The 26,699-nt window shown below is 58.9% G+C and carries 17 protein-coding genes and 1 tRNA gene; 15 read left to right on the forward strand and 3 right to left on the reverse strand.

Annotated features, from left to right (window positions below):
* Nucleotides 1-297: phage holin family protein (locus tag QZY67_RS07655; protein ID WP_295369519.1), on the forward strand; the 297-nt coding region annotated here is incomplete at its 5' end.
* A 107-nt stretch (nucleotides 298-404) separates the two neighbouring features.
* Here QZY67_RS07655 and QZY67_RS07660 read toward each other — a convergent pair.
* Both QZY67_RS07660 and QZY67_RS07665 read right to left on the reverse strand, forming a co-directional pair.
* Nucleotides 405-1,931 (reverse strand): hypothetical protein, encoded by a 1,527-nt coding sequence (locus QZY67_RS07660; RefSeq protein WP_295369520.1) that lies wholly within the window; start codon nucleotides 1,929-1,931, stop codon nucleotides 405-407.
* 478 nt (nucleotides 1,932-2,409) lie between these two features.
* Nucleotides 2,410-3,933 carry a 4Fe-4S dicluster domain-containing protein gene (locus QZY67_RS07665; protein ID WP_295369521.1) on the reverse strand — a complete coding sequence of 508 codons (1,524 nt, stop codon included), beginning with the start codon at nucleotides 3,931-3,933 and terminating at the stop codon, nucleotides 2,410-2,412.
* A 286-nt stretch (nucleotides 3,934-4,219) separates the two neighbouring features.
* Between QZY67_RS07665 and QZY67_RS07670 the strand changes: the two genes are divergently transcribed.
* From QZY67_RS07670 to QZY67_RS07690, 5 genes are all read left to right on the forward strand, one after another.
* A complete protein-coding gene (locus QZY67_RS07670; RefSeq protein WP_295369522.1) occupies nucleotides 4,220-4,681 on the forward strand; it encodes a pyridoxamine 5'-phosphate oxidase family protein in 462 nt (153 codons plus the stop codon).
* A 129-nt stretch (nucleotides 4,682-4,810) separates the two neighbouring features.
* Nucleotides 4,811-6,187, forward strand: coding sequence for a germination protein YpeB (gene ypeB / locus QZY67_RS07675; protein WP_295369523.1), 1,377 nt, complete (start codon nucleotides 4,811-4,813; stop codon nucleotides 6,185-6,187).
* 285 nt (nucleotides 6,188-6,472) lie between these two features.
* A complete protein-coding gene (locus tag QZY67_RS07680) occupies nucleotides 6,473-10,417 on the forward strand; it encodes an EAL domain-containing protein (protein ID WP_295369525.1) in 3,945 nt (1,314 codons plus the stop codon).
* Between the two features lie 175 nt (nucleotides 10,418-10,592).
* The gene (locus QZY67_RS07685; protein ID WP_295369527.1) at nucleotides 10,593-10,865 is read left to right on the forward strand and encodes a hypothetical protein; all 273 of its coding nucleotides are present in this window, start codon (nucleotides 10,593-10,595) and stop codon (nucleotides 10,863-10,865) included.
* Between the two features lie 71 nt (nucleotides 10,866-10,936).
* Nucleotides 10,937-11,266 (forward strand): hypothetical protein, encoded by a 330-nt coding sequence (locus tag QZY67_RS07690; RefSeq protein ID WP_295369529.1) that lies wholly within the window; start codon nucleotides 10,937-10,939, stop codon nucleotides 11,264-11,266.
* Between the two features lie 511 nt (nucleotides 11,267-11,777).
* Here QZY67_RS07690 and QZY67_RS07695 read toward each other — a convergent pair.
* Nucleotides 11,778-11,864: transfer RNA gene (locus tag QZY67_RS07695), tRNA-Leu, on the reverse strand.
* Nucleotides 11,865-12,448: 584 nt separating this feature from the next.
* Between QZY67_RS07695 and QZY67_RS07700 the strand changes: the two genes are divergently transcribed.
* From QZY67_RS07700 to QZY67_RS07740, 9 genes are all read left to right on the forward strand, one after another.
* The gene (locus QZY67_RS07700; RefSeq protein WP_295369532.1) at nucleotides 12,449-18,895 is read left to right on the forward strand and encodes a leucine-rich repeat protein; all 6,447 of its coding nucleotides are present in this window, start codon (nucleotides 12,449-12,451) and stop codon (nucleotides 18,893-18,895) included.
* A gap of 277 nt (nucleotides 18,896-19,172) precedes the next feature.
* Nucleotides 19,173-20,618, forward strand: coding sequence for a HAMP domain-containing sensor histidine kinase (locus QZY67_RS07705; RefSeq protein ID WP_295369534.1), 1,446 nt, complete (start codon nucleotides 19,173-19,175; stop codon nucleotides 20,616-20,618).
* Nucleotides 20,615-21,196 (forward strand): response regulator transcription factor, encoded by a 582-nt coding sequence (locus tag QZY67_RS07710; protein WP_294532752.1) that lies wholly within the window; start codon nucleotides 20,615-20,617, stop codon nucleotides 21,194-21,196. Before QZY67_RS07705 ends, QZY67_RS07710 begins: the two co-directional genes overlap by 4 nt.
* 1,030 nt (nucleotides 21,197-22,226) lie before the next feature.
* Nucleotides 22,227-22,967: a sigma factor gene (locus QZY67_RS07715; protein ID WP_295369536.1), complete on the forward strand. Its 741-nt coding sequence runs from the start codon at nucleotides 22,227-22,229 to the stop codon at nucleotides 22,965-22,967.
* Entirely contained in the window at nucleotides 22,964-24,043 is a 1,080-nt protein-coding gene (locus QZY67_RS07720; protein WP_295369538.1) for a hypothetical protein, read from the forward strand. The genes QZY67_RS07715 and QZY67_RS07720 overlap by 4 nt, the downstream gene beginning before the upstream one ends.
* Nucleotides 24,044-24,202: a hypothetical protein gene (locus tag QZY67_RS07725; RefSeq protein ID WP_295369540.1), complete on the forward strand. Its 159-nt coding sequence runs from the start codon at nucleotides 24,044-24,046 to the stop codon at nucleotides 24,200-24,202.
* A gap of 13 nt (nucleotides 24,203-24,215) precedes the next feature.
* Nucleotides 24,216-25,397 (forward strand): PepSY domain-containing protein, encoded by a 1,182-nt coding sequence (locus QZY67_RS07730; RefSeq protein WP_295369542.1) that lies wholly within the window; start codon nucleotides 24,216-24,218, stop codon nucleotides 25,395-25,397.
* The gene (locus QZY67_RS07735) at nucleotides 25,360-26,076 is read left to right on the forward strand and encodes a polyphosphate polymerase domain-containing protein (protein ID WP_295369544.1); all 717 of its coding nucleotides are present in this window, start codon (nucleotides 25,360-25,362) and stop codon (nucleotides 26,074-26,076) included. The genes QZY67_RS07730 and QZY67_RS07735 overlap by 38 nt, the downstream gene beginning before the upstream one ends.
* A gap of 25 nt (nucleotides 26,077-26,101) precedes the next feature.
* On the forward strand, nucleotides 26,102-26,699 hold a 598-nt coding region (locus tag QZY67_RS07740; protein ID WP_295369546.1), incomplete at its 3' end, for a DUF4956 domain-containing protein.

The raw sequence follows: 26,699 nt of genomic DNA on the forward strand, positions 1-26,699 counted from the left end.
CACAAGGCCGGCGAGGTGGTGGTGGTCCTGGTGGCCGCCTGCGCCGACCTGCTGCTGGGACTGGTGCTGGACAACCTGCCGGTGGTACAGCTGCCCGTGTCCTTCCGGGGCATCGTCTGCCCGCTGGTGCTGGTGTGGTACTGTATCACCGAGCTGGGCAGCATCGTGGAGAATGCCGTCCGCATGGGCGCACCGGTCCCTGCCTGGCTCACCAAGCTGCTCAAGATTGGCCTGGACGCCGTGGACGGCGCCGGGGAGCAGGCGGGAGCGGGGACGGAGGACAGAAAAGAAGAATAGAAAAAGCAAGGGCGGCCCAACGGGCCGCCCTGCGTTATTTGTATTCTATCTGAGATGCAAGGAATGACTAAAGGCTTTGAGGGATTAATTCTAAAATAGATCAAACGTTAATAGGTAGAAGGAAATCCGATCATCTTTTTACTAGCATTAGAAATGTTGATCAAGTAAGAACGATAACAAGGGTGGATCTCCCAGATGAACTTTTGCATATCTGTCCAACGACTAGCGGAAACTAAAGTCGGGTCTACATAAGGACGAATATGAGTGAATCCTTTTGGCTGGGTACAGTCTTTTGCACGAGGAGTTAGAAACTCAATCTCATAAAGTAGATTCCACAGTTTGTACATATCGTCTATATTCTGTGCGATCAATGTCTTGGACTGAATTGAAATGCGTCCGCGACCAGGAACTCTAAGCAAGTGATTGCGCACCTCATCAGCCGACGGATGGAAATCAACGGAACTAAATGAGCGAATTACAGTCTCTAATTCCGGGCAGAGATCAGAGTTCTCGTTGACCAGATCATCTACGCGCTCTGTAGAATATGAAAGAGCGGTCTCGTCTACATCCTGATCCATAATAACCTGACGGCCATGTTTAATTGCATTTTCGGCGAGTTTATGGACCAGCTGAACGGTATCTCTGGGGCGTTCACGGCTGGAAGTAACCAGATAGTCCTTCCAATACCGGCGTTCACCTGAAGAGGGTATTTTACAGTCATCTCCTTGAAAGAAAGGTTCAAATACTAATGAGTCAACACCGTCAAGCTGTTTTCTGCAATACTGCATTCGATAAGTCAGGATACGGTTCATATCTTCCGGTGATGGGATAAGTTCATATACCATGGGACGGATATGATCTACCTGATCCCGTAGATTTTGACGATGCACTTTAATTCGCCGCCAGATCTCGCTGCGCATCGTAATGATCGGCCGAATGTGAGGAAGTTTTTCTGCTATTTTTTTGAAAGCAAGAACTGCACACCAAATGATATCAATATAGTTCTTATTCCCTGGATTTCCAAATTGATCGATATCATCAAAAAGAACATAAAAAACGGTGTCTTCTGAGGGTAGTGTTTGAAGAGACTGATTGATCCCCTCCACACAGGTGTCGGTTGTATAATGTAAATCAGGAAGCATTTTCTGAAAATCAACTTTTGTTATTGCAGAGCCGATTGGTGACAGCACACGAATAAGTGTATCAAGGGCTCCTAGTTGGCGGGCACCGGCCTTTACGGCAGCGTCTACCAGAGCTTCCTGCTCATCAGTGATCAACCCGTGAAGCTCAGAACCAATTTGAATTGCAATTTGCTGAATGAGGGCCTTGTAGATTTTTTGGGTAGTAAAAGAGCTTCCCTCATTTTCTTCAAAAGACTCAACGTCTATGTCGATGGGGGTCATGTAGAGTGCAGGAACTTTGTTGTCAATACACTTTTTGTAATGATATTCTAAGAGCGCACTTTTCCCACTACCTTTACTACCTACAAGTAAACGAATTGAACGGCTGGGAGGGGTGATGATTTTCTGATAATCTGCTATGTTAACAAAAATATCGGAGATAAAATCGCGTTCCTGGGCTGCTGTTCCAGTGGAAAAGTATTTGCTCAAAACGCTCATCGCAGATTGCTCCACTTACCTCACATCCTTGCTATTTTCTGTTAGATTTGTCATCAAAAAATATACTACTTTTCGACAATAAAAGCAATAAATAACATAAAAAATTATATTAAAAACGCTATATCTTTCTCTCGGCAGGAATCAAAAATCTTCTTGGTATGGATACAGACGGCCTCGCGGATGCAGGCAGAGTCCTGCACGGGGCCGGGCACAACCTTTTCAGGCATGGAAATACCTCCCGATAGAGTAGTGAAGGGCTGGATACCCCTCACGCCATACTATGGACAGCGGGGCGGTTTGGTGCAGGAGAGGATTGCCATTCCGGGTTCAGGTGCATATCATGGGGTCCATGAAAAAGGGCAGGAGAGGAGAGAACGGTCGGAAGCGGGGCCGGAAACGTGCAAAAGGGGCCGCAGGCCCGCAAAAGAAAAAACGGAGCGCCCCCTCTTAAGGGGCGCTCCGCGGCTGTACGGGGAAGATGGAGCACGGGAAGTCAGTCCACCAGCTTGTCCAGCTCCTTGATGTGCTCGGTCTCGTTGGAGGTCTTGTGGTTGGCCTGCTTGGCGTAGAGATTGACGGCCACCTGGGACTTCTTGATGGGCTGCATGGTGCCGGCGCCGGCCACGCAGCCGCCGGGGCAGGCCATGCCCTCCAGCAGATAGCCGGGGTACTTGCCGGCCACCGCGTCCTTCATCATTTTATAGCACTCCCGCAGGCCCTCGGCGCTGGCCACCTTGACCTCCCGGTCGGGGTAACGGGCCTTGATTACGTTCACCACGGCCTTGGACACGCCGCTGGACACAGCGAAGTTGCGGCCGTCGGTGGAGGCGTCGTTGACGCCGTCGGGGTCCTCCTCAATGGTGGCCAGGTCCACGTGCTTGGCGTCGAAGATGCCCGCCATCTCCTCAAAGGTCAGGACGAAATCCACCTCGCTGCGCACACTCTTGCGCATGGCCTCCAGCTTCTTGGCGGCGCATGGCCCGATGAACACCACCTTGCCGTTGGGGTGGTTGTGCTTGATGAGGCGGGCGGTCAGGGTCATGGGGGTGAGGGCCATGGAGATGCAGTTGGCGTGGTCGGGGAAGCTCTTCTTGGCCATGACGGACCAGGCGGGGCAGCAGGAGGTGCCCATGAAGGGCAGCTCGTCGGGGACCTCCCGGACAAAGTCCTCGGCCTCCTGGGTGGCGCACAGGTCGGCGCCGATGGCCACCTCAAAGATGTCGGCAAAGCCCAGCTGCTTCATGGCGGCGCGGAGCTTGCCGGGGGTGACTTTGGGGCCGAACTGGCCCACAAAGGCGGGGGCCACGGCGGCGTACACGCGCTCGCCGGACTGGATGGCCCGGATAACCTGGAAGATCTGGGACTTGTCGGCGATGGCGCCGAAGGGGCAGTTCACCAGGCACATGCCGCAGGAGACGCACTTGTCGTAGTCGATCTCGGCCTTGCCGTTGACGTCGGTTCGGATGGCGTCCACGCCGCAGGCCACGGCGCAGGGCCGCTCCTGGATGATGATGGCCTTGTAGGAGCACACGTCGGCGCAGCGGCCGCACTTGATGCACTTGTCCTGGTCAATGTGGGAGCGGCCGTTGTAGCGGTCCAGCTTGATGGCGTCCTTGGGGCAGACCTCCTCGCAGGGGTGGGCCAGGCAGCCCTGGCAGCCCTCGGTGACCATGACCTTCTTCTCGGCGCAGCCGTTGCAGGCGAACTTGATCACGTTGATCAGAGGCGGGGTGTAGTAGGTCTCATCCCGGTCGGCGGCCTCGATGTTGTCGGACAGGGGGGCGTGCTCAGCCGCGCTGCGGCAGGGCAGACCCATGGCCAGACGCAGCCGCTCGCCCACGATGGCCCGCTCCAGGAACACGTCGTTGCGGAAGTTGCCCACCTCGCCGGGAATAATCTTATAAGGAAGCTCTTCAATCCGTTTGTCCACCGGCCACTCGGTGTGGTAAGCCATACGGGCCACCTCACGGAAGATTCTGTGCCGGATCTCCTGAATACGCGTTTCAACGCCTCTCATACTTTTTTAGATCCCCCTTGTGTTTCGTCGCTGTTGCATGCAGAACATATTTTGCCCGCTGAAAAGGGCGGGATTTTTATTACAGAGAAAGGATACCGCAAATAATTCCGGTTGTAAATCGTTCGGAGCAAATTAAAGTGCGATTTTACATTAGCGTAGAAAATGGGGCGTAAGACCGGCGGCTTTCGTGTACGTTTCACAGGACAGGGCGGAAAAATCAGCGGGAACTCTTGCAATTGGGTCGACGGGCGCATATCATGGAGGGAAAAAGAGGAGGATGAGGCCCATGAGACGAAAGGAACGGGAGCGGGGCGCGGAATTTATCCACCGGGTGATGGACCGCTGTGAATATATGGTGCTGTCCATGACGGGAGCGGACGGGCTGCCCTACTGCGTGCCCCTGACGCCGGTGCGCAGCGGGGAAACCATCTACTTCCACTGTGCGCCGGAGGGGGAGAAGACGGACGCCCTGCGGGCAAACCCCAGGGTGGCCATGGCCTTTGTGGAGGAGGCGGAGACGGTACCCCGGAAGTTTACCGCCCGGTATTCCTCCGCCCTGGCCCGGGGTACGGCCAGCGAGGTGACGGACGAGGAGGAGAAGCGGGAGGCCCTCCGCCTGCTCTGCCTGCGGCACTGCCCGGCGGATATGGACCGGTTTGACGAGGTGCTCAAGGCCTGGCTGCCCGGCACCGCAGTGTGGCGGATTCATATCGACTCAGCCACCGGAAAGGCAAACGCCGGGGACTGAGCCTCAAAACAGAATGAGGGAGGTGCCGGCCCGCTTTTTCGACAGGGTCTCTGAGCGGTAAAGCGGGAAAAATTACCTGAAAGCAACCGCCCCTTTTGGATCAAACTAGGTCCAAAGGGGGCGGTTTTTATGACCGGGAAGTTTTTTCACAGCCGGAGGGCCAGGGTGCTGGCGGTCAGCTTTACCGCGGCGGCCTTTGCGGTGACCGGCGGCGCGGCGCTGAAGAGCCACGCCAGGGCGGAGGCATACCGGAACATTGTCAACAACACCTACCAGCACGCCTTTGCCGAGCTGACCACCGCGGTGGCGGAGATGGACGCGGCGCTGCAGAAGAGCGCCTACGCCACGTCTCAGTCCCTGCTGGCCCAGCTGTGCACCGAGCTGTTCGGCCGGGCCATGTCCGCCCAGATGGCCATCGGCGAGCTGCCCTACGGCAACGTGGAGCTGGCCCAGACCGCGTCCTTTGTGGCCAAGGTGGGGGACTACGCCGCGGCCCTGTCCAAGAGTACGGCGGCGGGCGGGGGGACCACAGAGGAGGAGAAGGAGAGCCTGCGGGCCCTGGCCGCCGCCTCGGGTCAGCTCTCCCAGATGCTCCAGGACCTGCAGGCCGACATCCACGGGGGGACCGTCACCCTGGAGGACCTGGAGCAGGCCGAGGCCAGGCTGGCCCAGGCCCAGGGAGCCGGCGGGGACGCGGCGGGGAGCAGCTTCCAGGACGTGGAGGCCGACTTCCCCGAGGTGCCCACCCTCATCTACGACGGCCCCTTCTCCGAGCACCTCTCCACCCAGCGGCAGCCCAGGGCGCTGGAGGGGCTGGAGGAGGTCACCCAGGAGGAGGCCAAGGCAGCGGCGGCGGCGTTTATGGGCCTGAAGCCGGAGATTTTCACCTCTGTCTCCACCGGCGAGGGGGCCATCCCCTACTGGGGCTTCTCCGCCGTGGTGGATGGGGGCGAGGCCTATCTTGAGGTGTCCCGCCAGGGCGGGAAGGTGACCGAGCTGATGAATTCCCGGCCGGTGGGGGAGGCGTCCCTCACGGCGGAGGAGGGGGTGCAGACCGCCCGGACCTTCCTGGCGGAGCAGGGGTACGGGGACATGGAGCCCAGCTACTATATCAACCAGAGCAATATTCTCACCGTCAACTTTGCCGCCCGGCAGGGGGAGGTGCTCTGTTACCCCGACCTCATTAAGGTGGCCGTGGCCCTGGACAACGGAAGCATTGTGGGCTTTGAAGCGGACGGCTATCTGATGAACCACGCCCAGCGGACGCTGGAGGCGCCGGCTGTTTTAGCGGAGGAGGCCCAGGCTGTGCTGGACCCGGCCCTGGAGTGCCTCTCCCATCAGCTGGCTATCATCCCCACCGGCGGAAAATACGAGGTCCTCTGCCATGAGTTTAAGTGCCGGCTGGAGGACGGACGGCACTATATCGTCTACGTGAACGCCCAGACCGGCAGCGAGGAGAAAATTCTGCTTCTCATTGAGGACGAGAGCGGGACCCTGACCATATAACCTTCGGGCAGCGGGAGACCCGGGCGCGGACAGCAGGGCAGGCGGTCCGGCCCGGGCCTTTTCCATATGGCCGGACGGCCGCCGGACACGCAGAAGAGACGGGGCGGCGGTTCCCGGCGCGGGAAAAAGAGCCTTGAAGGGAGCGGAGAAGCATGATAGAATAAACGCCATTCATGATAGACATAGCGCAAAGGCCTGCTTTTCAGGCCGAAAAGATTCCGCGCTCCGGCTTTGGGGACGAAGGCGGGCTCAGATGGCTGAAAACCAATGGCTTGCGAGGTAGCGATGAGGATTGAACTGGACGGCCAGTACGCGGCGGACACATGCCGCAAAATACTGGACTTTTTGAACGAGAGCACCAGCGACCACTATTTCTTTTTTGACCTGAAGGCCGAGCGGGTCTATTTCTCCAAGAGCATCAGGAAAAATTACCCCCTGATGGAGCATGGGCGGGAGTATGTCACGCCTCAGGAGTGGATCCGGATGGTGTACCCCCAGGATTTGCCCATGCTGCGGGAGGCCTACGAAAAGCTGCGCGGCGGAGAGCAGCAGGTGCACAGGCTGGAGTACCGGGTGATAAACCGGCGGGGCGATGTGGTCTGGATCAGCAGCCGGGGCAAGATCCAGCTGGACCGGCAGGGCCGGCCGGCGTGGGTTGTCGGCTGCATCTCTGAGGCGGCCGCCGGCAGCAGGGCCGACGGCCTTACCGGCATGCTGGGCATGAACCAGCTCAAGCGGGAGAGCGGAGCGCTGCTGGACGGGGAGCGGGACGGCTTTCTGCTGCTGGTGGGCGTGGACGATCTGAAGTCCATCAACTTAAAGCGGGGCCGGGAGCACGGCAACGCGGTGCTCCGGCGGGTGGCCGAGGTGCTGGAGGACGCGGCGGCCGGACGGCGGATTTACCGCACCAACGGCGACTGCTTTGCGGTCAATCTCCCGGACGCCGGCGCCGGGCAGGCCGCGGCGGTGTTCGCCCGGGCCCAGCGGATGCTGGAGGGGCTGTGTACCCTGTCGGGCGGCTGCGTGCCCTTCCGGGAGTATATGCTGCCCGATGCCGAGACCCTCTATCAGTATGCCGAGAACACCCTGGACCGCGCCAAGGCCCGGGGAAAGAACCGGCTGATGTTCTTCTCCGCCGGGGACTATGAGAAGGAGATTGCCACCCTGGAGCTGAAGGAGGACCTGACAAAGAGCGTCCGGGAGGGCTTTCAGGGCTTTTCGCTGTGCTACCAGCCCCAGGTTCGCTCCGGCACCTACCGGCTCTACGGCGCCGAGGCCCTGCTGCGGTACACCTCTCCCCGGCGGGGAAGCGTGCCGCCGGCTGAGTTTGTGCCCATTCTGGAGCAGAGCAAGCTGATCTGCCCAGTGGGCATCTGGGTGCTGGACACCGCGCTGGCGCAGTGCAGGGCGTGGCGCAGGCAGGCGCCCGACTTCCATGTGAGCATCAATATGTCCTATACCCAGCTGTGCGAGGAGGACATCGTCCAGAAGGTGCTGGACGCGGTGGACCGGAGCGGCCTGCCCGGCGACGCGCTGACCCTGGAGATCACCGAGAGCATGCAGCTGCTGGACTATCCCCACATCAACGAGCTGTTTCTCCAGTGGAAGAACAGCGGCATTGAGATTTCGGTGGACGACTTCGGAACGGGCTATTCCAGCCTGGGGCGGCTGAAGGAGCTGGAGATTGACGAGATCAAGATTGACCGCTGCTTTGTCAACAATATCCAGCACAGTGTGTACAACTACCGCCTGCTGAGCAATATGCTGGAGCTGGCCGACAGCTGCCAGATCCGGGTGTGCTGCGAGGGCGTGGAGACCGAGGACGAGCTGGCGGCCCTGGAGGAACTCCATCCCGCGCTGCTTCAGGGGTTCCTCTTCTCCAAACCCTGCGCGCCCCGTGAGCTGGAGGAGCGCTACCTCCGGCCGGACAGCCCGCGCTACCGGGCGCGGGTGGAGCGGGAGAACGCCTACCGCAGCCAGATCCACACGTCGGACATCGCCTCGGCCGTGGACTGGTCGGAGGACGAGCTGGCCAAGGTGATTCTGGAGGCGGAGAACGACATCTTTTACATCAGCGACATGGACACCTATGAGCTGTACTACGTCAATCCGGCCGGGCAGCGCATGATGGGCCTGCGGGACTACCGGGGCCGGAAGTGCTACAAGGCCCTCCAGGGCCTGGACGAGCCCTGCCCCTTCTGCACCAATCACGTCCTGAAGCGGGAGAGCTTTTATATCTGGGACAGGCAGAACGAGTACTGCGGGCGGCACTTCCTGCTCAAGGACAAGATGATTACCCATCAGGGGAAGCGGCTGCGGATGGAGGTGGCGCTGGACATCACCAAGCACGAGGTGGTCAGCCGCGGCACCCAGGAGCGCCTGATGTTCGCCAGGAAGATTGCCGGCTACACCAGAACCCTCTCGGAGTACGCCGACTACGGCGAGGCGGTCAACCGGGTGCTGGCCTCGGTGGGCGAGTTCTATCAGGCGGACCGGGCCTATCTCTTTACGCCCAGCCCGCAGCGGGAGGGCTGCTGGGACAACGCCTTCGAGTGGTGCGCGCCCAACGTGACGCCCCAGGCCGGAAACCTGCAGAACGTTCCGCCCCATGTGCTGGAGCGGTGGATGGACCTCTTTGACCGCGACCGGTCCGTGGTCATACTCAACCTGGACACCCTGCGCAGGGAGAGCCCGGAGGAGTGGCGGGTTCTGGACGCCCAGGGCGTTTCCCGGCTGATTGCCGTGCCTGTGCGGGACAGGGGCAGGACCATTGCCTTCATCGGCGTGGACAACCCCCGCTGCTCCATCCATGACGACGCCCAGATCCGGGTGCTGTCCAGCTTCCTGCTGGGCCGCATCCACCAGGAGCGCAGGGAGAGCCGCTACCGGGAGCTGCTCCGGGCCGACTGCCGCGACGTCTTTGAGGCGCTGGGGCTGGGGATGTGGATCATTCGCTTTGACCGGGAGGGAACCTGCCGCGAGATGGTGGCTGACGACACCATGCTCCGACTTCTGGGCGTCTCCGGCGCCTCCGGCGCGGAGGAGTGCTACCAGTTCTGGTACAGCAGGGTCAACGACGGCTACCGGCGCTATGTGGACGAGTCAATGCGGGCCATGACCCGCTCGGAGCGGCCCGTCCAGCTGGAGTACAGCTGGCGGCATCCCCAGCGGGGGGACGTGCTGGTGCGCTGCACCGGCATGGGGTTCCGGGACGAGAACGGCATGATCTGCCTGAAGGGCTGCCACCGCATTGTCAACGACATGGAGCGGCCCAAGCTGGCGCCCGAGTCCTGTGTTGGGATGATGGAGCTGGAGTATATGCGCATGCGCAAGTTCTACCACACCATGCTCTCCGAGACCATCGCCTACGCGGAGGTGGACCTGGAGAGCGGCCAGCTCAAGTCCGTGGGCGGCCTGTGGCGGGTCTACCGGCAGGACTGCCGCCGGAGCTCCCGACATTTTATCCAGGTGCTGGAGCAGCAGCTGGCGTCCGCGCTGTCCGGGGAGGACCTGGCGCGGCTCAGGCGCTACCGGGACCCGGCCGTATGGAACGAGATGCTGGCCCGGGGCGAGGCCAGCAGCCGCTTCTGCTACCGCCGTCCCGTGGGAGAGACCCTCCGCTGGGTGGAGCTGACCATCTATCTCTTCCGGGAGGACACCACCCGGAACGCATACGCCCTTATCTACCTCAAGGACGTCAACGCCGAAAAGGAGCGGGAGTTCGCCCAGGCCCAGGCGGCTGACCGGGACCCGCTGACCGGCCTGTACAACCGCACCGCCTTTGAACGGGAGGTGAAGCGGTGTGTGGGTGAGTGCGGGCAGAGCCTCTGCGGTGTGCTGATGATAATGGACATCGACAATTTCAAGCAGATCAACGACAAAATGGGCCACCTGGAGGGGGACAGGGCCCTCCAGGCCGTGGCCGGGGTGCTCACCTCCACCTTCCGGCAGGAGGATCTGGTGGGCCGCCTGGGGGGAGACGAGTTCCTGGTGTTCATCAAGGGAGGCATCCGCCGGGAGCGGCTGGAGCAGCGGGTGGCAAGCCTGCTGGACGCGCTGGCACACACGCCCGGCCCTGCCGTTACCGGCAGCATCGGCCTGACCTATGTGTGCGGTCTGGACTTTGCATATGACGACTGCCTGAGGCGGGCCGATCTGGCGCTGTACCAGAGCAAGCGGCAGGGCAAAAACCGCTTCCGGTTCTATGAGGACCCTGGCGGACTGCCCTGAGGAGGGCGGCAAAACAGCGGCCTGTCAAACCAAGGTTCAGCGTGCCTCAGCGTGTCGAAAAACCTCCCAGAAGGGGAAGCCTCGCAGAGTTCCGTCATCCGCAGATGACGGAATGAAATGACACTTCTCATGAAATTTTTCCGACAATTTCCTCAGAAATCGAGGTAAAAATTTCATGAAGCTCCTTCGAAAAAGTGGCGGAAGCCACTTCTTCGACAGCCTGAGCGGCCTGCCAAACCAAGTTTGGCAGGCCGCTGTTTTATATCTCTCCCGCCTGTGGAGAGGCGCCTTCTGGCGAATGCTCCTTCCTGAGAACATTTCCCCGGCCGTTTCCTCAGCATCGGGCATAGTCTACATAATGCGAACAAGGCAGCCAGCCGGGCCTGGCAGAAAAGATGTAAAAATAACCTTTATAAAGGTTAAGGCGGCCTATATTGATTTTACATAATCCGGGCCTATAATAGGGCACAGCTCCCCGGACCGGGGGGACAGACATACAGACAGAAGGGAATGTTTTCCATGAAACGAATTGCTGCAATCCTGCTGAGCGCCGCGCTGCTGCTCTCCCTGGCCGCCTGTAAAAAGGGGGAGTCCCCCAATACCAGCCAGCCCAAGACCACGGAGGCCGGCGCGGAGACGGCAAAGGAGAAGACCGTCAGCGGGGTCATCAACCGGCTGGGGAATTTTATGGTTTTGCTGACAGATACCGGAGAGTACCAGACCTTTGATTTTGACAAGGAGCTGGACCCCAGCAGCTTTTCCGAGGGCGACAGGGTGCAGGTGACCTACACCGGCGTTATGGGGGACGAGAGCTCCACCCCTGTAGCCGTCGTCATTATGAAGGAGTAATCCAACACAGGGCAAAACGGGAGACACGCCCCATGGCGTGTCTCCCGTTTTGCTCAGGGCGGCATTTGACCAGGCCGCAGACAGCGCGATAAAGAAAACCGCAGCCTGGTGCGGCGTTTTCCAAACCGACTGTCTGTCTGGCCGGCGGCGCTTTTACGCCAAGGTTTTCGCCAGAGGTGAAAACCTTGGCGCAGGGGCGGCTCTGCCGACCCCGAGCATTCAAATACCGAAGGGTGGATCCGCCCTTTGGGCGGCGGAACCCAAAACAAAAGGACATTGCAACAGTATGGGTGATACGGCGTTCAGGCTCGCACCCAATACAAAATCGAAGCCCAGCGCAGCGCCTCTAAACCGGCTATCTGGAGCGCATTTGCACTCCGTTCTTTACCTATTCCTGATTCCCTCTTACTTCTTCCCTCCAAAAATCCCGAGAACAAGGTGGAGATAAGGAAGAAGGAATAGTGAAGAAGAAAAAAGTAAAAATCCCGAACGCATTTGCATTCGGGATTTTTGGTACCGGTGGTGGGGCTCGAACCCACACGGTGTCACCACCGGCGGATTTTGAATCCGCTACGTCTACCAATTCCATCACACCGGCGTACGAGAGAAGAAGCCGGGGGCCAGCCCCCAACTGCGTTGGTCCATATTATACAGGAAATTCATCGTCATTTCAAGGAGAAGTTTGGGAGATGATGCAAACCTCTGTAGGAGTACAATACATATTGGACAGATGAAGAAATCTAATTTTCGCACCCTTCCTGCCGCATCGCTGTCAGAAATTCCTCATGTCATGGCCGGATATGGCAGGCAGTACGGGAGCAATTGTCCGGCGCAGCTTATCCTTCCAGCTTGCGCCGCGTCTCCCCTTGGATCACGCTGCATGAGGAAAGACGGCAGATAAGAAGGGAGATATATTGAATCAAGGACGCCATCTGGCAAAGCGAACTACAGAGCTGTCTACGGAAAGTCCTGCCGTGAAGTCAAGACAAATGCTTTGATGAAATATGCTCTTCGTCCTGGTGTGCACAGCAATGCATTTTTGTTCGGAAAACATAGAATATCCACTTGATTTATCCATATTCCTATAATTTTTAGGAATAAATTTTGCCTTAGGCCATTAAAAAAGTCTTCTGGTATGTTATACTGCTTTATAAGAAATACCAATAAAGGGAGGCAGAAGATATGAAACACTGGACACGTTTCCTCGCTGCTGTTCTGGTGGCAGCGCTGTTCATGAACCAGCCAGGCGGGACGGTGCTTGCCGGCGCGGTGGAGGAAACCGCCGCCGGGAAGTGGGCGGCCCGTGACACAGAAGCCGCCGTGGAATCGCGTTTGGAAGAATCTGCTGACCGATCGACAGAGAAACAGTATTGGTATGACGATACGGAGGTCTCCATTACGTTTGATCCGGAGACGGGGACGATTACGGCCTTCGACGACCCGAGCGGATATCTGGCCGAGCATGAAATCTTAATACCGGAATCGCTCGACGGCGTGGAGGTTGTGGCAATCGGGGACGGCGTATTCGCCAACAATACATCTTTGACAATTATTGGCGGGTACCCGAAGATAGATTGGGAGTATCCGGGCGCATTGTGCCTGCCGGAAGGAATCAGAGAATTTGGAGAAAGGACTTTTTATAACTGCGAAAATCTTTTGGTTCTAAGCCTGCCCGATAATTCGCAGCTTACAACAATCGGCGACTCTGCCTTTGAAAACTGTACAAAATTACTTAGCGCATTTCTGTGTTACGCGTCTGGACTGCAAGCAATCGGTAACCGGGCGTTTGCAAATTGCGAGAGCATGGACTTCGTCCGCTTTGCCTACGAGCTGCAGACCTTGGGGGAGGGGGCCTTCAGCGGCTGTTCCTCTTTGCCAATCGCATATCTGCCGGACGGCATGACGTCCATCCCGGACGCGCTGTTTGACGGATGTTCCGCGATGGAATGGCTGCGCCTTCCGGAGACGGTCACGCACATCGGCGATAACGCCCTGCGGGACTGCTCGTCCCTGAAATACTACGTTTTGGGCCAGACCGAAGGCTTTGGCCTGACCATTGATCCGGCGACAGACTTCCGGCTGCCCTCCGCTTTGGAGAGCATAGGGACGTGCGCCTTTCAGAACTGCGGCGCATTGGCAACGCTTACCTTCCCGGAGACGATGCAGTCGATCGGCAGTAACGCGTTTTCAGATTGTGAAAGCTTAAGCAGAGCGGAGATCTATGCGCCCAATGTGGAGATTCAGAATGGCGCTTTCGGCAACGCCCCCGCAGATTTCACCATCTGCGGCTATGTAAACAGCACCGCATATACCTATGCAATGCAAAATAACATTCATTTTGAGTATTTCCTGGAAGATCCGGTGGGTACCCGCACACTGTCCGTCGCCGTACGGGCCGGCGGTCAGCCCATCACTGACGGCTTCACCGTCCGCTGGTACGAGGACGGCAGAGAAGCGCCTCTGCCTGTCACGGGCACAACGCTCTACAACGCCGAGACGGAGAAAACTTATATGTTCGAGGTCGTCCTGGGTGATGAGCTGGCCGCGCAGTACCGGCAGCCTGCCCGCCAGATAATCGAACCAGGCGAGGAAGACGCCGCTGTTACGGTAACACTGGAGCCCGCCGCAGTGCTGACGCTGACCGGCAGTGTGCAGGACAGCACCGGCGCGCCGGTGCCCAATGCGGCCGTAACAGTTATTCAAGCCGGAGGGGAGGAAGCGGTCACCGTCAGCGCGGAGGACGGCGGCTTCTCCGTCCAGATCCCCCCGGCCCAGGCCCAGATCAAAATTTCTGCCCAGGGCTATTACTCCAAGCAGTTTTCCATCTTCCCGGCCAGTGATGCCAAGGCGTACGCACTGGGTGCGGTGGCGCTGTATGAGACAGTGGCCGACCGCATCGTGCTGGAGGTGACGGTCCGGCACGCCGCAGCGGAAGGGGAACCGATGCAGACCAGTCAGCTGTACGACATGGACGGGCTGGAATTTACCCTGACCGGCGCGGATAACCGGCCGATCTCCGGCTTTGAGGTGCAGGGGACTGCGATCATATTCCAGCCGGACGCGGTGGAGGCCAACGAAAAGCTCTCCATCTCGGCTTACGACCGGGAAGGCCGCTACGAAAGCGCCGAAGCAGCGGCGACCCTGAATGAGGACAAGATCGGCAGCGTGCAGCTTGAATTGGTTGAAAACGGCCATTTTGTGCTCGGCGAGATGAACACGGACGCGGCGCGGCTGCTCATCTTCGGCCAGGACGGCGCGCTGCTGCGCAGCATGGACGCCTATCCCGGCATGCAGAGCGGGCCGATGCAGGCTGGCAGCTATACCATGGTGTTCCTGGAGAAGAACAGCATGCTGCCCAGCGCGGCGAATCTGGACATGCTGGATGCTTTGGGGGTGGAATATGCCAGAAGCAGGGTGGAGATCGCGGCGGTTGAAGTCGCCCGGCTGACCAATATCAACGTGCCTGCCTTGGAGCTGGGCGCGCTTCTCCGCACGGAGGAGGGCACCGGCCTGACCGTCAGCACGCAGTCCCCCGCGCTGGGCACACAGTTCTACCTGCGGGCAGACTACGAATTGTCCGATCCCGCGGCATCGCAGGCGGACTGCCTGCAATTGGGCCTGCCGGAAGGCGTCTCGCTTGTAAACGGCCGGATCTTTCTGAATGGAGAGGCTGTGTCTTATACGGAGGATGCGGCGTCCGGCGTGCTGTCCGTCCCCCTCAACGGGCAGGCGGGAGGCTCAGTGATCGCTTGCTGTACCGCGACCGAAGCAGGGGAACACGATGTCAACGCCTACCTCCGTTTCCATGACGGCGCCGTACAGCCTATCGGCACAGTGCGCCTGACAGCGGGCGGGGCGGAATTCGATCTGCCGAGAAAAACGGCGGGCCGGTCGGTTACAATTACCGGCACCGCGCTGCCGCACAGCACGGTGACCATCTATGACAACGGGGAGAAGCTGGAGACGGAGCGGCCGATCACCGCAAATGCCCTTGGAAGCTGGTCTGCCAAGGTTGCGCTCCATCAGGATCCGGACACCGACTACGCCTACCACAAGATCCATGCCGTCATACAGTCCGGGGACGTCACCGTCCAAACGGAAAGCAAACTGCTGACCTATGACGCGGCAAGCTGTACGCTGTCAAAGATCACGGTTTATAATACCTATTATGTCGATGGTACGATCGGGACCGGTGAGACCGTACTGGATTTCACCAGCGATTCGACGGAAGAGCCGTTTTATTATTACTGGCCTACCCATATGAATTTTACATTCAAGGTGGAGTTCGATGGGGCGCCGGATGCGGTATCTGTGGTGACCGAGGGGAAAAACGGAGAGATCATCCGTATCCCGGCGGCCTACGACGGGGAGAACGGCTGCTGGATCGCGGCCTATGAATACGACAGCAGTAACGTGCCCGTTGCCGTCGGCGCGGAGTATGATACCAGATTTGGCAGCATGCCTCTTGACGCGGAGCGGTATGAGGCTGAGGCGGAAGCCGTTGCAGACGAGTGCGACCAGCTGGCGGATGCGCTTGAGCATGACTTTTTTGAGAATGTCGGTATCGAGAATATTACAGAGAGCGGGGATACTGTTGCCGCTGACCTGACCCTTACCAACACGGAGACAGGCCAGACCCAGGTCTTCGGAAGATATCGAGCCGAGGAGCAGACGCTGGAGGATGACGTGACCCGGGAGACCCTCTCCGGAGAGGGATATTCTGAGGTCGAAAGCCTCTCGGGAGAGCAGGTGTGGGTGAAAGCTGATGTCACGGATCACTTGTTCACCGAGACGATCGTGGATTTGGATACGAAGACCCGCCTGATCATCCAAATGGAGCTGGAAAATATAGGAGAACCGGATCAGCCGCTCCCACTGAGCAGAAGCGCCGCCACGTTCAGCGGAGGTATCGATACAGAGCGTGTGATCCTTAATGTATACAAAGTCTATTCATATTGGGAGACCATACTTGACCTCTGCGAGTGGGTCGATAAACTGGGAAAAGTTCCGGTGTCTGACACTTGGCAGGGGAAAGCAAAAGGTATTTTCGGCGTCGCGATGGAGATATGGGAGAATAACAAAACCGTCAGGGAGTGGTATGCCACGCTGGAAGGCCATATGAGCACGCTGACGGCAAACTATAATGATGCGGTATCCCTTCTGAACGCACGGTGTGAAGACGGCAGCCTGCGCCTGCCGCAGGATGCGCTGTCAAGTCTGGAAGCTTCTCTGGAAGCGATCTATATGCAGATCACGGATCTCGATCTTACTGTGCGGCAGTGGATCCGCAGGGTCGGCGTTTCAGCCTGTATTACAACGGCCGTTTCGGCGCCGGGCAAAGTCCTGATGACGGCCAGGCCAGGCATTTCACTGGCGGTCGGTATGGGTGAGCTCATCTACGATCTTGCCTCTAAGGAGCCTATAGGCGAGTATATGGACGCCACCTTTGAGAACATCAACGAGCAGCTCCGGGTCCTCTGGTACAGAATCCCCAATCTTTATCAGAGCTGTAAGGATAAGGATGATAACAAGGACAATGATCCCGACATCCCGTGGGACGATATACAGAAGCGGCAGCTTAAACCGGCCTATGATCCATCCGGCTATGTCTACGAGGCTGTGCCCTCCAACCGCCTGGAAGGCGTGACCGCGACAGTCTATCAGCAGGGCAGCGATGCGGCATGGGACGCCGCCGATTACAACCAGATCAACCCGCAGGTCACGAACGGGGCCGGTATGTACGCTTGGTTCGTGCCGGACGGCAACTGGAAGGTGACCTTTACCAAGGACGGCTATGTACCTGCCGACAGCAGCGGCGTCGCGGCAGCGGTCGAAAACGGCGGCTGGCTCCCCGTGCCTCCGCCCCAGTTCGAGGTCAACGTGGGCATGGTATCAACTGCCCCGCCGGCGGTCGAGCGGGCCATCGCCTATAACGACCGGATCGAGGTGGCATTCAGTCAGTATATGGACATTGCCAGCGCACGGAAAGCGATTTCGCTGAGCCAGGACGGTCAGCCCGTGACGATCACTGTTGCAGCATTGGACGCGGAGGACACGCTGGACGGCAGCACACAGTACGCCACCCGTTTCTCCGTCACCCCGGAGGATGGGGACTGCACCGGCACGATTGCCGTGTCCACTGACGCGCAGAACTACGCAGGCACCGCACTGGAAGAGGGATATACCGCCGCACTGGCCGCCCCCGTCCAGCGCCCCACGGGCATAACGGCCAGCGGGCAGACCGCTGTAGTTTACAAAGAAAGTGCAGCGCTTACCCTTACGCTCCAGCCGGGCATCGCCGGGAAGGCATTGGAAGTGGAAGCGCTGACGCCCAGCCTGCTGTCTGCGGCTGAGACAACGGTCACCACAGATGTGTACGGTGCCGCCGTGGTGACGCTCACCGGCCTGCTGCCCGGGTTGGGCCTGATCCGTATCACCGAACCGGAGTCCGGCCTGAGCGAGATCATCTCCGTTCAGATCGTGATGTCGGAGGAGGAGCTGGGTGAGGCGGAAAAGCCTGCGCCCGTTACCGCTGCGCTGTCGGACGGCACGCCGGTCACCACCGGTATGACGCTGGAAAGCGGTGCGCAGATCACCCTCCGCACAGCCACAGAAGGCGCAGTGATCCGCTATACGCTGGATGACACCTGCCCGTGCAGGAATGAGGCGCTGACGTACGCCGCCCCCATCACGATGACCGAAAACACCGTGCTCCGCGCGGCGGCGTTGCTGGACGGGGTGTACAGCGATACCATCCGTCTTGAACTGATGGTTTCCGGCGGCACGGAAGAACCGGAGCAGCCGGACGATCCCGGAGGATCCGGGGGAAGCGGCGGGGGTTCCTCCTCCGGCGGCGGCCAGGCTGCGGACGACCGCCCATCCGTATCCACAAACGGTGAGGGCGGAACGGTCACTGCCGGCAAAGGCACGGTGACCATCAAGCCGGACGAGGGCTATCAGATCGGCTCAGTCACTGTAAACGGAGAAGCGGTCGAGATCCCATCCAACGGTATCCTAAAGGGCCTGGATGCAGGCGATGAGGTTGTTGTCAGCTTCGAGCGAATCCCCGAGGAAGCTGGTTTGCCGTTTACAGACGTAGTACCTGGATCCTGGTACTGCGGCGCGGTGCAGTACGTCTGCGAAAACGGCATGATGAACGGAACAGGAGGCAAACTGTTCAGCCCGAACAGCATCACCAGCCGTGCAATGATCGTGACGATCCTGCACCGCATGGAGGGTGCGCCCGCGGCTTCCGCTTCCAGCTTCACGGACATTGCGGCGGGTGCGTATTATGAAAACGCGGTTAACTGGGCGGCCGAAAACGGCATTGTCAGCGGTGCCAGCAAGACCAGCTTCTTGCCGGATGACCCGGTTACACGCGAACAGCTGGCAGTGATCCTGTACCGTTACGCCCAGTATAAGAGCTATGACGTGACGGGCAGCACTGATCTGAGCGCCTATACAGATGCGGCGCAAATCGATGCATACGCAACTGACGCGATGCAATGGGCAAATGAAAATGGCCTCATTACGGGCAATACGAGCACTACCCTGAACCCCAAAGGCCATACAACGCGGGCTGAAGCCGCAACCGTTCTCATGCGTTTTTGCCAGAATATTGCAGAGTAAGCGAACAGGGCCTCAGGCATTCTCCTGAGGCCCTCAGCGTGTCGAAAAACCTCCCAGAAGGGGAAGCCTCGCAGAGTTCCGTCATCCGCAGATGACGGAATCAAATGCCCCGCAATGCCTTGCCGTGCAAGGCTTGCGGAGAGCGGAGCGAGGACTTTTGCGCCGTTGCGCGGCGCGAAAGCAACAGCCTGAGACCCTGTCGCACTGTGCCGGTGTGAGAATTTGACAGTTTTTCACCGGTGTATGCTATAATACCTGTATCAGGGGAGGGATAACAATGGATCGGGCGGATTGGATCATCGATGCTGCGCAGAAGGGCCTGCCCGGCGAATTGCTGCTTGCCTTTGCAATCCTGATCTTGGGTATCTTCTCCATGATCCTGTTGGCAAACCCACATAACAAGCTGAACATCTGGTGTTTTATCAGCGGCGTCACCTTCAGCATCGGCGCGTGGAAGGAATATCTGTATTATACGCTCAGTCCATCTCTGGTGATGAAGGGGATCTGGACTGGCCCCTTTGCGGAAACCATGTATTCTGTCCTCAGCGCGGTCTTCTATTACCTGTCCCTTCCGCCGGTATTGATCTTCGCCTTCTATTTCCATCATTGGGACAGGCGGTTTGGAAAATGGTTCCTGAGGGTATGCCTTTTATCCTATCTCCCGGCAGTGATTTTTGCCATCGCATTTCCCTGTACACAAACGCTGCATTTCCAGCACTTGCCGGTATTCTGTCTGTCGGTCGCGGGGTATAACTGGGGGATGGGCATCCTCTCCACCACGATCATCCTTCATGCCCTTTGGGAAGAGCAGATGGGCACACATTTTCATCAGCGCCGGCTGGCCGCAGTCACGATACTGATCCCACTGTGGGTGTGGCTGGTCTCCGCTTTTCCCTATCATGCGCTGGGCATCCCAAACCTGAGCAAACTATGGCAGTTCAACCTGTTTGTTGTCGTATTCATTCTGTTTTACTGCTTTTACCACGCATTCCGTGAAGGGATCTGGGGCCTGCGCTTCCGCAGGGAGGTATACGACTGGAGCAGCGGCAGCAAGGTGCTTCAGCGCAATGCCCACTATGTAGGCCATGCGCTGAAAAACGACCTTTCCAAAATTGAATGGTGCACCCAGCTGCTGGATGCGCGGGGTGTGCGGGGCCGGGAGCTGGAGATCATTTCCCACTCCGTCACACATCTGAAGCAGTTCATTAGCCGGACACAGCTGTATTCGCAGCAGATCACCCTGAGCCCCAGTCCCTGCGTGATCCGCGACGTATTCGAGGACGTGATCGCAGCTGCGATGTTCACGGAGGCAAGCGGGATCTCCATGATAGTCCGCACCTGCGATGACGCGCCGCTGGTCTGCGATCACGCCCATCTGGAGGAAGTGCTGCACAACCTGATCACAAATGCCGCTGACGCTATGCCGGAAGGCGGTGAGATCGCCCTCTCTTACCGCTGCCAGCCTGCCCGGGGCAAAGCGGTGATCTCGGTAGCGGATCACGGCCACGGTATTGCCCCTGAGCAGCTCCAGTTGCTGTTTGAGCCCTACTTTACCACGAAAAAAGGTCATCTGAATATGGGACTGGGGCTTTACTACTGCTGGAACGTCATGGCTGCGCACAATGGCAGCATCCGTGTGGAGAGCAAGCCAGGCTGCGGCAGCACCTTTTCCCTCTGCTTCCCAGTGCGCAGAAAACACAGAAGGAATGAGGAGACGACATGAAACTGATCCGCGTTCTGGCTGTGGATGATGATCCGGACTTTCAATATCTGCTGGAGCAGACGGTTGGCAGCCAGCCAGATATGGAACTTGTCGCAGTCTGCTCAGATGGATCTCAAGCCTTCCAGGCTGTGCAGCGCCATTGCCCGGATATCGTCCTGATGGATCTGGACCTCCGAAATGTCGGGAGAGATGGGGCGGAGACGGCGCGTGCAATCCGGCTGGAAACTGCCTCCAAGGTAATTATTCTGACCGCAGATGACGATCCCTCCACAGTGATTGACGCCAGCGTCCGCGCATTCGCTTCAGGATATGTATTCAAAAGTCAGTTTACTCTGCTGCTTCCCACCATTCGGGAAACTGCGGCAGGACCGACGCCGCAGTCCCATCTGATCTGCGCCGCCCTGCTGTCAACACTTACAAGTGCGGAGCGCGCGGTGTTTTACCATTTGCTCGGCAAGGATGTGGCGTTCCACTCTTCGACCAAGACCATTGCCAACCAGCAGACCAGCGTACTGCGCAAGCTGGGTCTGCCCAACAAGCAGACGCTGCGCCATATTTTTTCGGCATATATGGGATAAAAAATCCAGGTTCCTATTCATTCAGATTCTGGCCGCACGGTCCATGTCAATAGATACTCCCCGGATTTTTGTCTCCATATTGCGCCCTGCTCATAGATGCCGGAGAGCCGGGCAGAACGGCAGTCAAAACCATTGTCATCAAACTTCCGGATCGCTCTGCGTCAGACATCCTTATATGCGGTGAGAAGGAAGAGCGCGGCCCTGGTTTTTTCGGACATTCCATAACAGCATTCGCGCCAATGCTTCCAGCGGGTCAGATGGGCTTTGCCCAGAAAAAAGCGGAAAAATAGCGCCCTTTTGAAAAATGCTGCTTCAAAAAGGACGCTGCATGGTTTTGACTTTGCCAACTGCTGAGAAATGAAGATTCGAATCCCGCCGGTTAGGGGGAAACGGCGGTTGGCATCTATGGAAACATCGGTAAAGCTTCAGGCTGAAAAAGCATTTAAAAATGCCGTTACTTTCGCGCCGCGTAGCGGCGCAAAAGTCCTCGCTTCGCTCCCCGGAAGCCTTGCACGGCAATGCTTCCGGGGCATTCGATTCCACGCGAGGCGGGCGGCTGCCCCCTCGCGCTCCCCCGCCCCGGCGCAGGCGAATTCTGTTCAACCAAAGTTTTTCGACACGCTGAACGGAAGATGCCGCTGGCGAAAGCCAGCGGCATCTTCCGTTTTGATTTTACAGCGTCATTGCCGGAATCGCGCCGGATGCTCCCAATGCACTGCGCGTCCATTTCCTCCAGACGGTGGAGGACACAGAATTTGACCAGCCAAGTGAGCGATACAAACTGTGTGAGCGATTGGCCATATTTCTGTAAAATCTGATGACTTCCTGCTTCTGCAAAGATGCCTCGTAGCTTTACCTGATTTTTACAGGGATTTTACGGTATTGGGTGGGCGCCGGAACCGGTAGCCAGATAAAATGATAATCTGTAGAATTATACCCCCACATCTATTTGTATTTGAAAAAATATCGGCGACCCCGAAAATCCGGCAATCATCCCGTATCCTACAGCCGGAGGGGTGGAGGGAACAATATGGTGCAGACGGAACACAGCATCGTAAGCCAGGTATACGCGGCCAAGGCAGACCCGGAAGCGGCGGATGCCCTGATCAGACAGTACATAGGCTTTATTCGCAGCGAGACGGTAAAGTTTACCCACGCAGCCCTGGAGGATGGCCACGAGGATGACCTGAGCATCGCCATGCTGGCCTTTTACGAGGCGATCCTGGCCTACGAGAAAAGCCGGGGCGCCTTCCTGCCCTATGCCGCCAGAGCTATCCGGAACCGGCTCATTGACCACTACCGCACAGAAAAGCGCCACGGGAATGTGCTTTCTCTCCACGCGCCGGTTGGCTCGGAGACGGACGGACGCGAATTGCTGGAGACCATCCCTGATACAGTGGACCATATAGAGGCTTACGAGGTGCTGACTGCCAGCCAAAAGGAGATCCGGGAATTTGCGGAAACGCTCTCCCGCTTTGGCCTGACCTTCTCCGATGTGGCGGACAACTGTCCCAGGCAGGCGCGGACCTTCGCCGCCTGTCGGCGGGTGCTGGACTTTGCCCGCACCCGGCCGGACCTGCTCAAACGAGTGGAGGAAGCGGGAAAGCTGCCCATAAGCGAGCTATCCGCCGGCTCCGGTACTGACAAAAAGGTCCTGGAGCGACACCGAAAGTATTTGGTGGCCATCCTGCTGGCCTTTACCAATGGCTATGAGATCATCCGCGGACACCTGAGCCAGATCACTTCGAGGAAGGGAGGGAGCGAAACATGAACTATCTGGTGCTGGAGACCCATCCGGCTTATGCGGTCCTGCTGGATGAGGAGGGGCGTTTCCTGAAAGCGGCCAACCTGCGCTACCAGGTGGGAGACACTGTGCAGGAGATTGTGGAGCTCCGGCCGACGCAGAAGAAGTCTGTTTCCCTCTGGAAGCCCATATCCGCCTTGACAGGCTTGGCCGCCTGTCTCTGTCTGGTATTCTTCGGATATTACCAGCCCAATTTCACCCCCTACGGCGCCCTGCGTATCCAGATCAACCCGGACGTGGAGCTCACCCTCAGCCGCACTGACCGGGTGCTGGAGCTGGAGGGGCTCAACCCCGACGGCCAGTCACTGATCAATGGGTACGAGTTCGGCGGTAAGGACCGGGTGGAAGTGACTGAGGAACTGGTGGACCGGGCCATTGCCATGGGCTATCTCTCCAGCGGAGAGACGGTGTCCATCACAGTTTCCAGCGCCGACGCTGACTGGCAGGCCAAAGAGGAGCAGGAGGCCCGGTCGGATCTGGAAGAGCGGTACGGGGAGACCATCGTGATCCAGATTGGTCCCGCCGCCGAAGAACTGCCAGCTGAGGAAGTGGTGATCCCCGTGGCGCCATCCGAACCTGAGCCTGTCCCGGAGCCAACGCCCGAGCCCAGGCCAGAACCGTCCATTCAGCCGCCGGTCTCGGACGACACCGACTATGGCCCCAATGCCGACGGCATCACGGATTACGATGATGATGACTGGTACGGGGACCCCACCGGCTCTGATCACCCCGACGACAGCGATGACTGGGATGATGATGACGATGACTGGTACGGGGACCCCACCGGCTCTGATCACCCCGACGACAGTGATGACTGGGATGACGATGACGATGACTGGTACGGGGACCCCACCGGCTCTGATCACCCCGACGACAGTGATGACTGGGATGACGATGACGGTGACTGGTACGGGGACCCCACCGGCTCTGATCACCCCGACGACAGCGATGACTGGGATGACAATGACGACGATTGGGACGGCGAGGATGACTGGGACGATGACGGTGATGACGGTGATGACGGATGGGGTGACGATGACTGAATGATTGAAAAATTTTTCCGCTCCGCCCCCGGTTTCGTGGGCCTGCCGCCGTATTCTTCTGATGGAAGCAAAAAGAAAAAATTTCTCACCGACCCCGCTTTTTCAGCAGCAGCTTCGTATCCTATCCATACAAGCGCCACACAAAACCTGATTTTCTGAGGAGATGAATCAAATGAAGCAGAACAACACTTCCAAACTGTTCGGCCTGGCTCTGACCGCCGCCCTGACCATGACCGCCCTGACCGCCTGCGGGAACAGCGCCGGCACAACATCTCTCCCCGAGGCTCCCAATACCAGCGCCGCCCTTCAGGAGGAGACCGGCGGCAGCGTGGGCACCGTCCTCCTGAGCGTGAACCCGGAGATCGAAATGGACTATGATGAGGCGGGCAATGTGGTGGCCCTGAACGCGCTCAATGATGACGGCAGAGCGGTTCTGACCGGCTACACCGGCTACGAGGGCAGGCCCTGTACAGCCGTTGTGGGCGAGCTGGTGGACGAGATCAACGCTGGCGGCTACTTCGACGCCACCATTGACGGCCGCGAAAAGAACATTGTCCTCAAGCTGGAGCGGGGCTCCCAGTATCCCAGCGACCAGTTCCTGAACGAACTGGCCGAGGCCGTCCGCCTGGTGGTGGAGGCCGACCAGATCGGATCCCAGACCGTGGCCCTGGACAGCGACGACTACGACGACACTTATGGGGATAAGGGGTACATCAATGCCGCAGCCGCCCAGAACATCCTCTCCACCCAGCTGGGCCGGGATGACATCCAGTTCGTGGAGAAGGATTACGACTTGGATGACGGGGAGTATGAGGTGGAGTTCGTCATGGACGGCGTGGAGTATGAGTACGAAGTGAATGCCGTCACCGGAAAGGTCACCGAAATGGACATGGACCACCAGGACTACGACGACACGGACTACGGCCCCAATGCCGACGGTATCACGGACTACGACGACACGGACTACGGCCCCAATGCCGACGGTATCACGGACTACGACGACGACACGGACTATGGCCCCAATGCCGACGGTATCACGGACTACGACGACACGGACTATGGCCCCAATGCCGACGGCATCACGGACTACGACGACACGGACTATGGCCCCAATGCCGACGGCATCACGGACTACGACGATACGGACTACGGCCCCAATGCCGACGGCATCACGGACTACGATGACACCGACTACGGTCCCAATGCGGATGGCATCACCGATTACGATGACTACGGTGACGATGACGACTGGTATGGCGACCCCACCGGCTCCGACTATCCCGGCGACAGCGATGACTGGGACGACGATGATGACGATGACGACTGGGACGATGATGACGACTGGGACGACTAAGTTCCCGCAGCTGCGCCACGAGTGGAAGCACCAGATCTCTCCCCCGGAGGATCTGGTGCTCTCCGGGCGGCTGCGCCGTCTGTTTCCCCACGACCACCACGCAGGGCCGGACGGGTCCTATCGGGTGACCAGCCTGTACTTCGACACGCCTTACGATGCCGCGCACCGAGAAAAGCTGGACGGGGTGGACCGCCGGGAGAAGTTCCGCCTGCGGTACTACGGAGATGATCCCGCCTGGCTGAAGCTGGAGAAAAAGTTCAAGGTGAACGGCCTGTGCGGCAAGCGCTCCGCCCGCCTCTCCCGGGAGGAGGGGGAACGGCTGCTGGCGGGAGAGCTGGACTTTCTTCTGGAGCGGGAGGAGCCCCTGCTGGCTGAGCTGTACAGCAAGCTGCGGGGCAGCCTTCTGACCCCCCGGACGGCGGTCTGCTACGACCGGGAGGCATTCTCCTATGCGCCGGGCAATGTGCGCGTCACCCTGGACCGGAACCTCCGCACCGGGTTGAGCGCCCTGGATTTTTTCCGCCCGGAGCGCTTTTCCCTCAAGCCCCTCCCCGGCCTCACGGTGCTGGAGGTCAAATACGACGCCTTTCTGCCCGATCTTGTGCGCCTGGCCGTTCAGATCCCGGACCGCCGGGCCGGGGCCTGCTCCAAGTACGCCCTGTGCCGCCGGTTCGACTAAGAAACATACAGGAAGGAGTGGCCCCATGACCACCTTTCAGGACATCTTCAAATCCAGCTTTCTGGAGCGGCTGGACAGCGTCTCCCTGCTGGATACTGCCATCGCCCTGGCGCTGGCCTTTCTGCTGGGCCTGTTTATTTTCCTGGTGTACAAACGAAGCTACAGCGGGGTGATGTACTCCCCCAGCTTCGGCACGACACTGATCGCCCTCACCCTCATCACCACCCTGCTGATCCTGGCGGTGACCAGCAATATCGTGCTCTCCCTGGGCATGGTGGGCGCCCTGTCTATCGTCCGCTTCCGCACCGCCATCAAGGAGCCCATGGACATCGCCTTTCTGTTCTGGGCCATCGCGGCGGGCATCGTGCTGGCGGCGGGGCTGATCCCGCTGGCAGTACTGGGGAGCCTCTTCGTGGGGGTGGTGCTGCTGGTGTTCTCCCGGCAGAAGAACGGGGAGTCCCCCTATATCCTGGTGGTGCGCTGCTCCTCCCCCCGGGAGGAGGAGCAGGTCCGCGCTCTGGTGAAGGCCCGGGTGCGCCGCCTGAACCTGAAGAGCAAGGCGGTCTCCCCGGGGGAGATCGAGCTGAACTTCGAGGTGCGCCTGCGGGAGGCGGACACCGGCT

It is taken from the genome of uncultured Pseudoflavonifractor sp. (genome assembly GCA_904419835.1).
GTDB lineage: Bacteria > Bacillota > Clostridia > Oscillospirales > Oscillospiraceae > Pseudoflavonifractor.

What these genes read in the sequence shown, in the direction of transcription:
- QZY67_RS07715 (WP_295369536.1), top strand. Translation starts at nt 22,227, where the DNA reads ATGGTGCAGACGGAACACAGCATCGTAAGCCAGGTATACGCGGCCAAG.
- QZY67_RS07720 (WP_295369538.1), top strand. Translation starts at nt 22,964, where the DNA reads ATGAACTATCTGGTGCTGGAGACCCATCCGGCTTATGCGGTCCTGCTG.
- QZY67_RS07725 (WP_295369540.1), top strand. Translation starts at nt 24,044, where the DNA reads ATGATTGAAAAATTTTTCCGCTCCGCCCCCGGTTTCGTGGGCCTGCCG.
- QZY67_RS07710 (WP_294532752.1), top strand. Translation starts at nt 20,615, where the DNA reads ATGAAACTGATCCGCGTTCTGGCTGTGGATGATGATCCGGACTTTCAA.
- QZY67_RS07690 (WP_295369529.1), top strand. Translation starts at nt 10,937, where the DNA reads ATGAAACGAATTGCTGCAATCCTGCTGAGCGCCGCGCTGCTGCTCTCC.
- QZY67_RS07680 (WP_295369525.1), top strand. Translation starts at nt 6,473, where the DNA reads ATGAGGATTGAACTGGACGGCCAGTACGCGGCGGACACATGCCGCAAA.
- QZY67_RS07700 (WP_295369532.1), top strand. Translation starts at nt 12,449, where the DNA reads ATGAAACACTGGACACGTTTCCTCGCTGCTGTTCTGGTGGCAGCGCTG.
- QZY67_RS07735 (WP_295369544.1), top strand. Translation starts at nt 25,360, where the DNA reads ATGACGACTGGGACGATGATGACGACTGGGACGACTAAGTTCCCGCAG.
- QZY67_RS07670 (WP_295369522.1), top strand. Translation starts at nt 4,220, where the DNA reads ATGAGACGAAAGGAACGGGAGCGGGGCGCGGAATTTATCCACCGGGTG.
- QZY67_RS07665 (WP_295369521.1), bottom strand. Translation starts at nt 3,933, where the DNA reads ATGAGAGGCGTTGAAACGCGTATTCAGGAGATCCGGCACAGAATCTTC.
- QZY67_RS07685 (WP_295369527.1), top strand. Translation starts at nt 10,593, where the DNA reads ATGAAGCTCCTTCGAAAAAGTGGCGGAAGCCACTTCTTCGACAGCCTG.
- ypeB (WP_295369523.1), top strand. Translation starts at nt 4,811, where the DNA reads ATGACCGGGAAGTTTTTTCACAGCCGGAGGGCCAGGGTGCTGGCGGTC.
- QZY67_RS07730 (WP_295369542.1), top strand. Translation starts at nt 24,216, where the DNA reads ATGAAGCAGAACAACACTTCCAAACTGTTCGGCCTGGCTCTGACCGCC.
- QZY67_RS07705 (WP_295369534.1), top strand. Translation starts at nt 19,173, where the DNA reads ATGGATCGGGCGGATTGGATCATCGATGCTGCGCAGAAGGGCCTGCCC.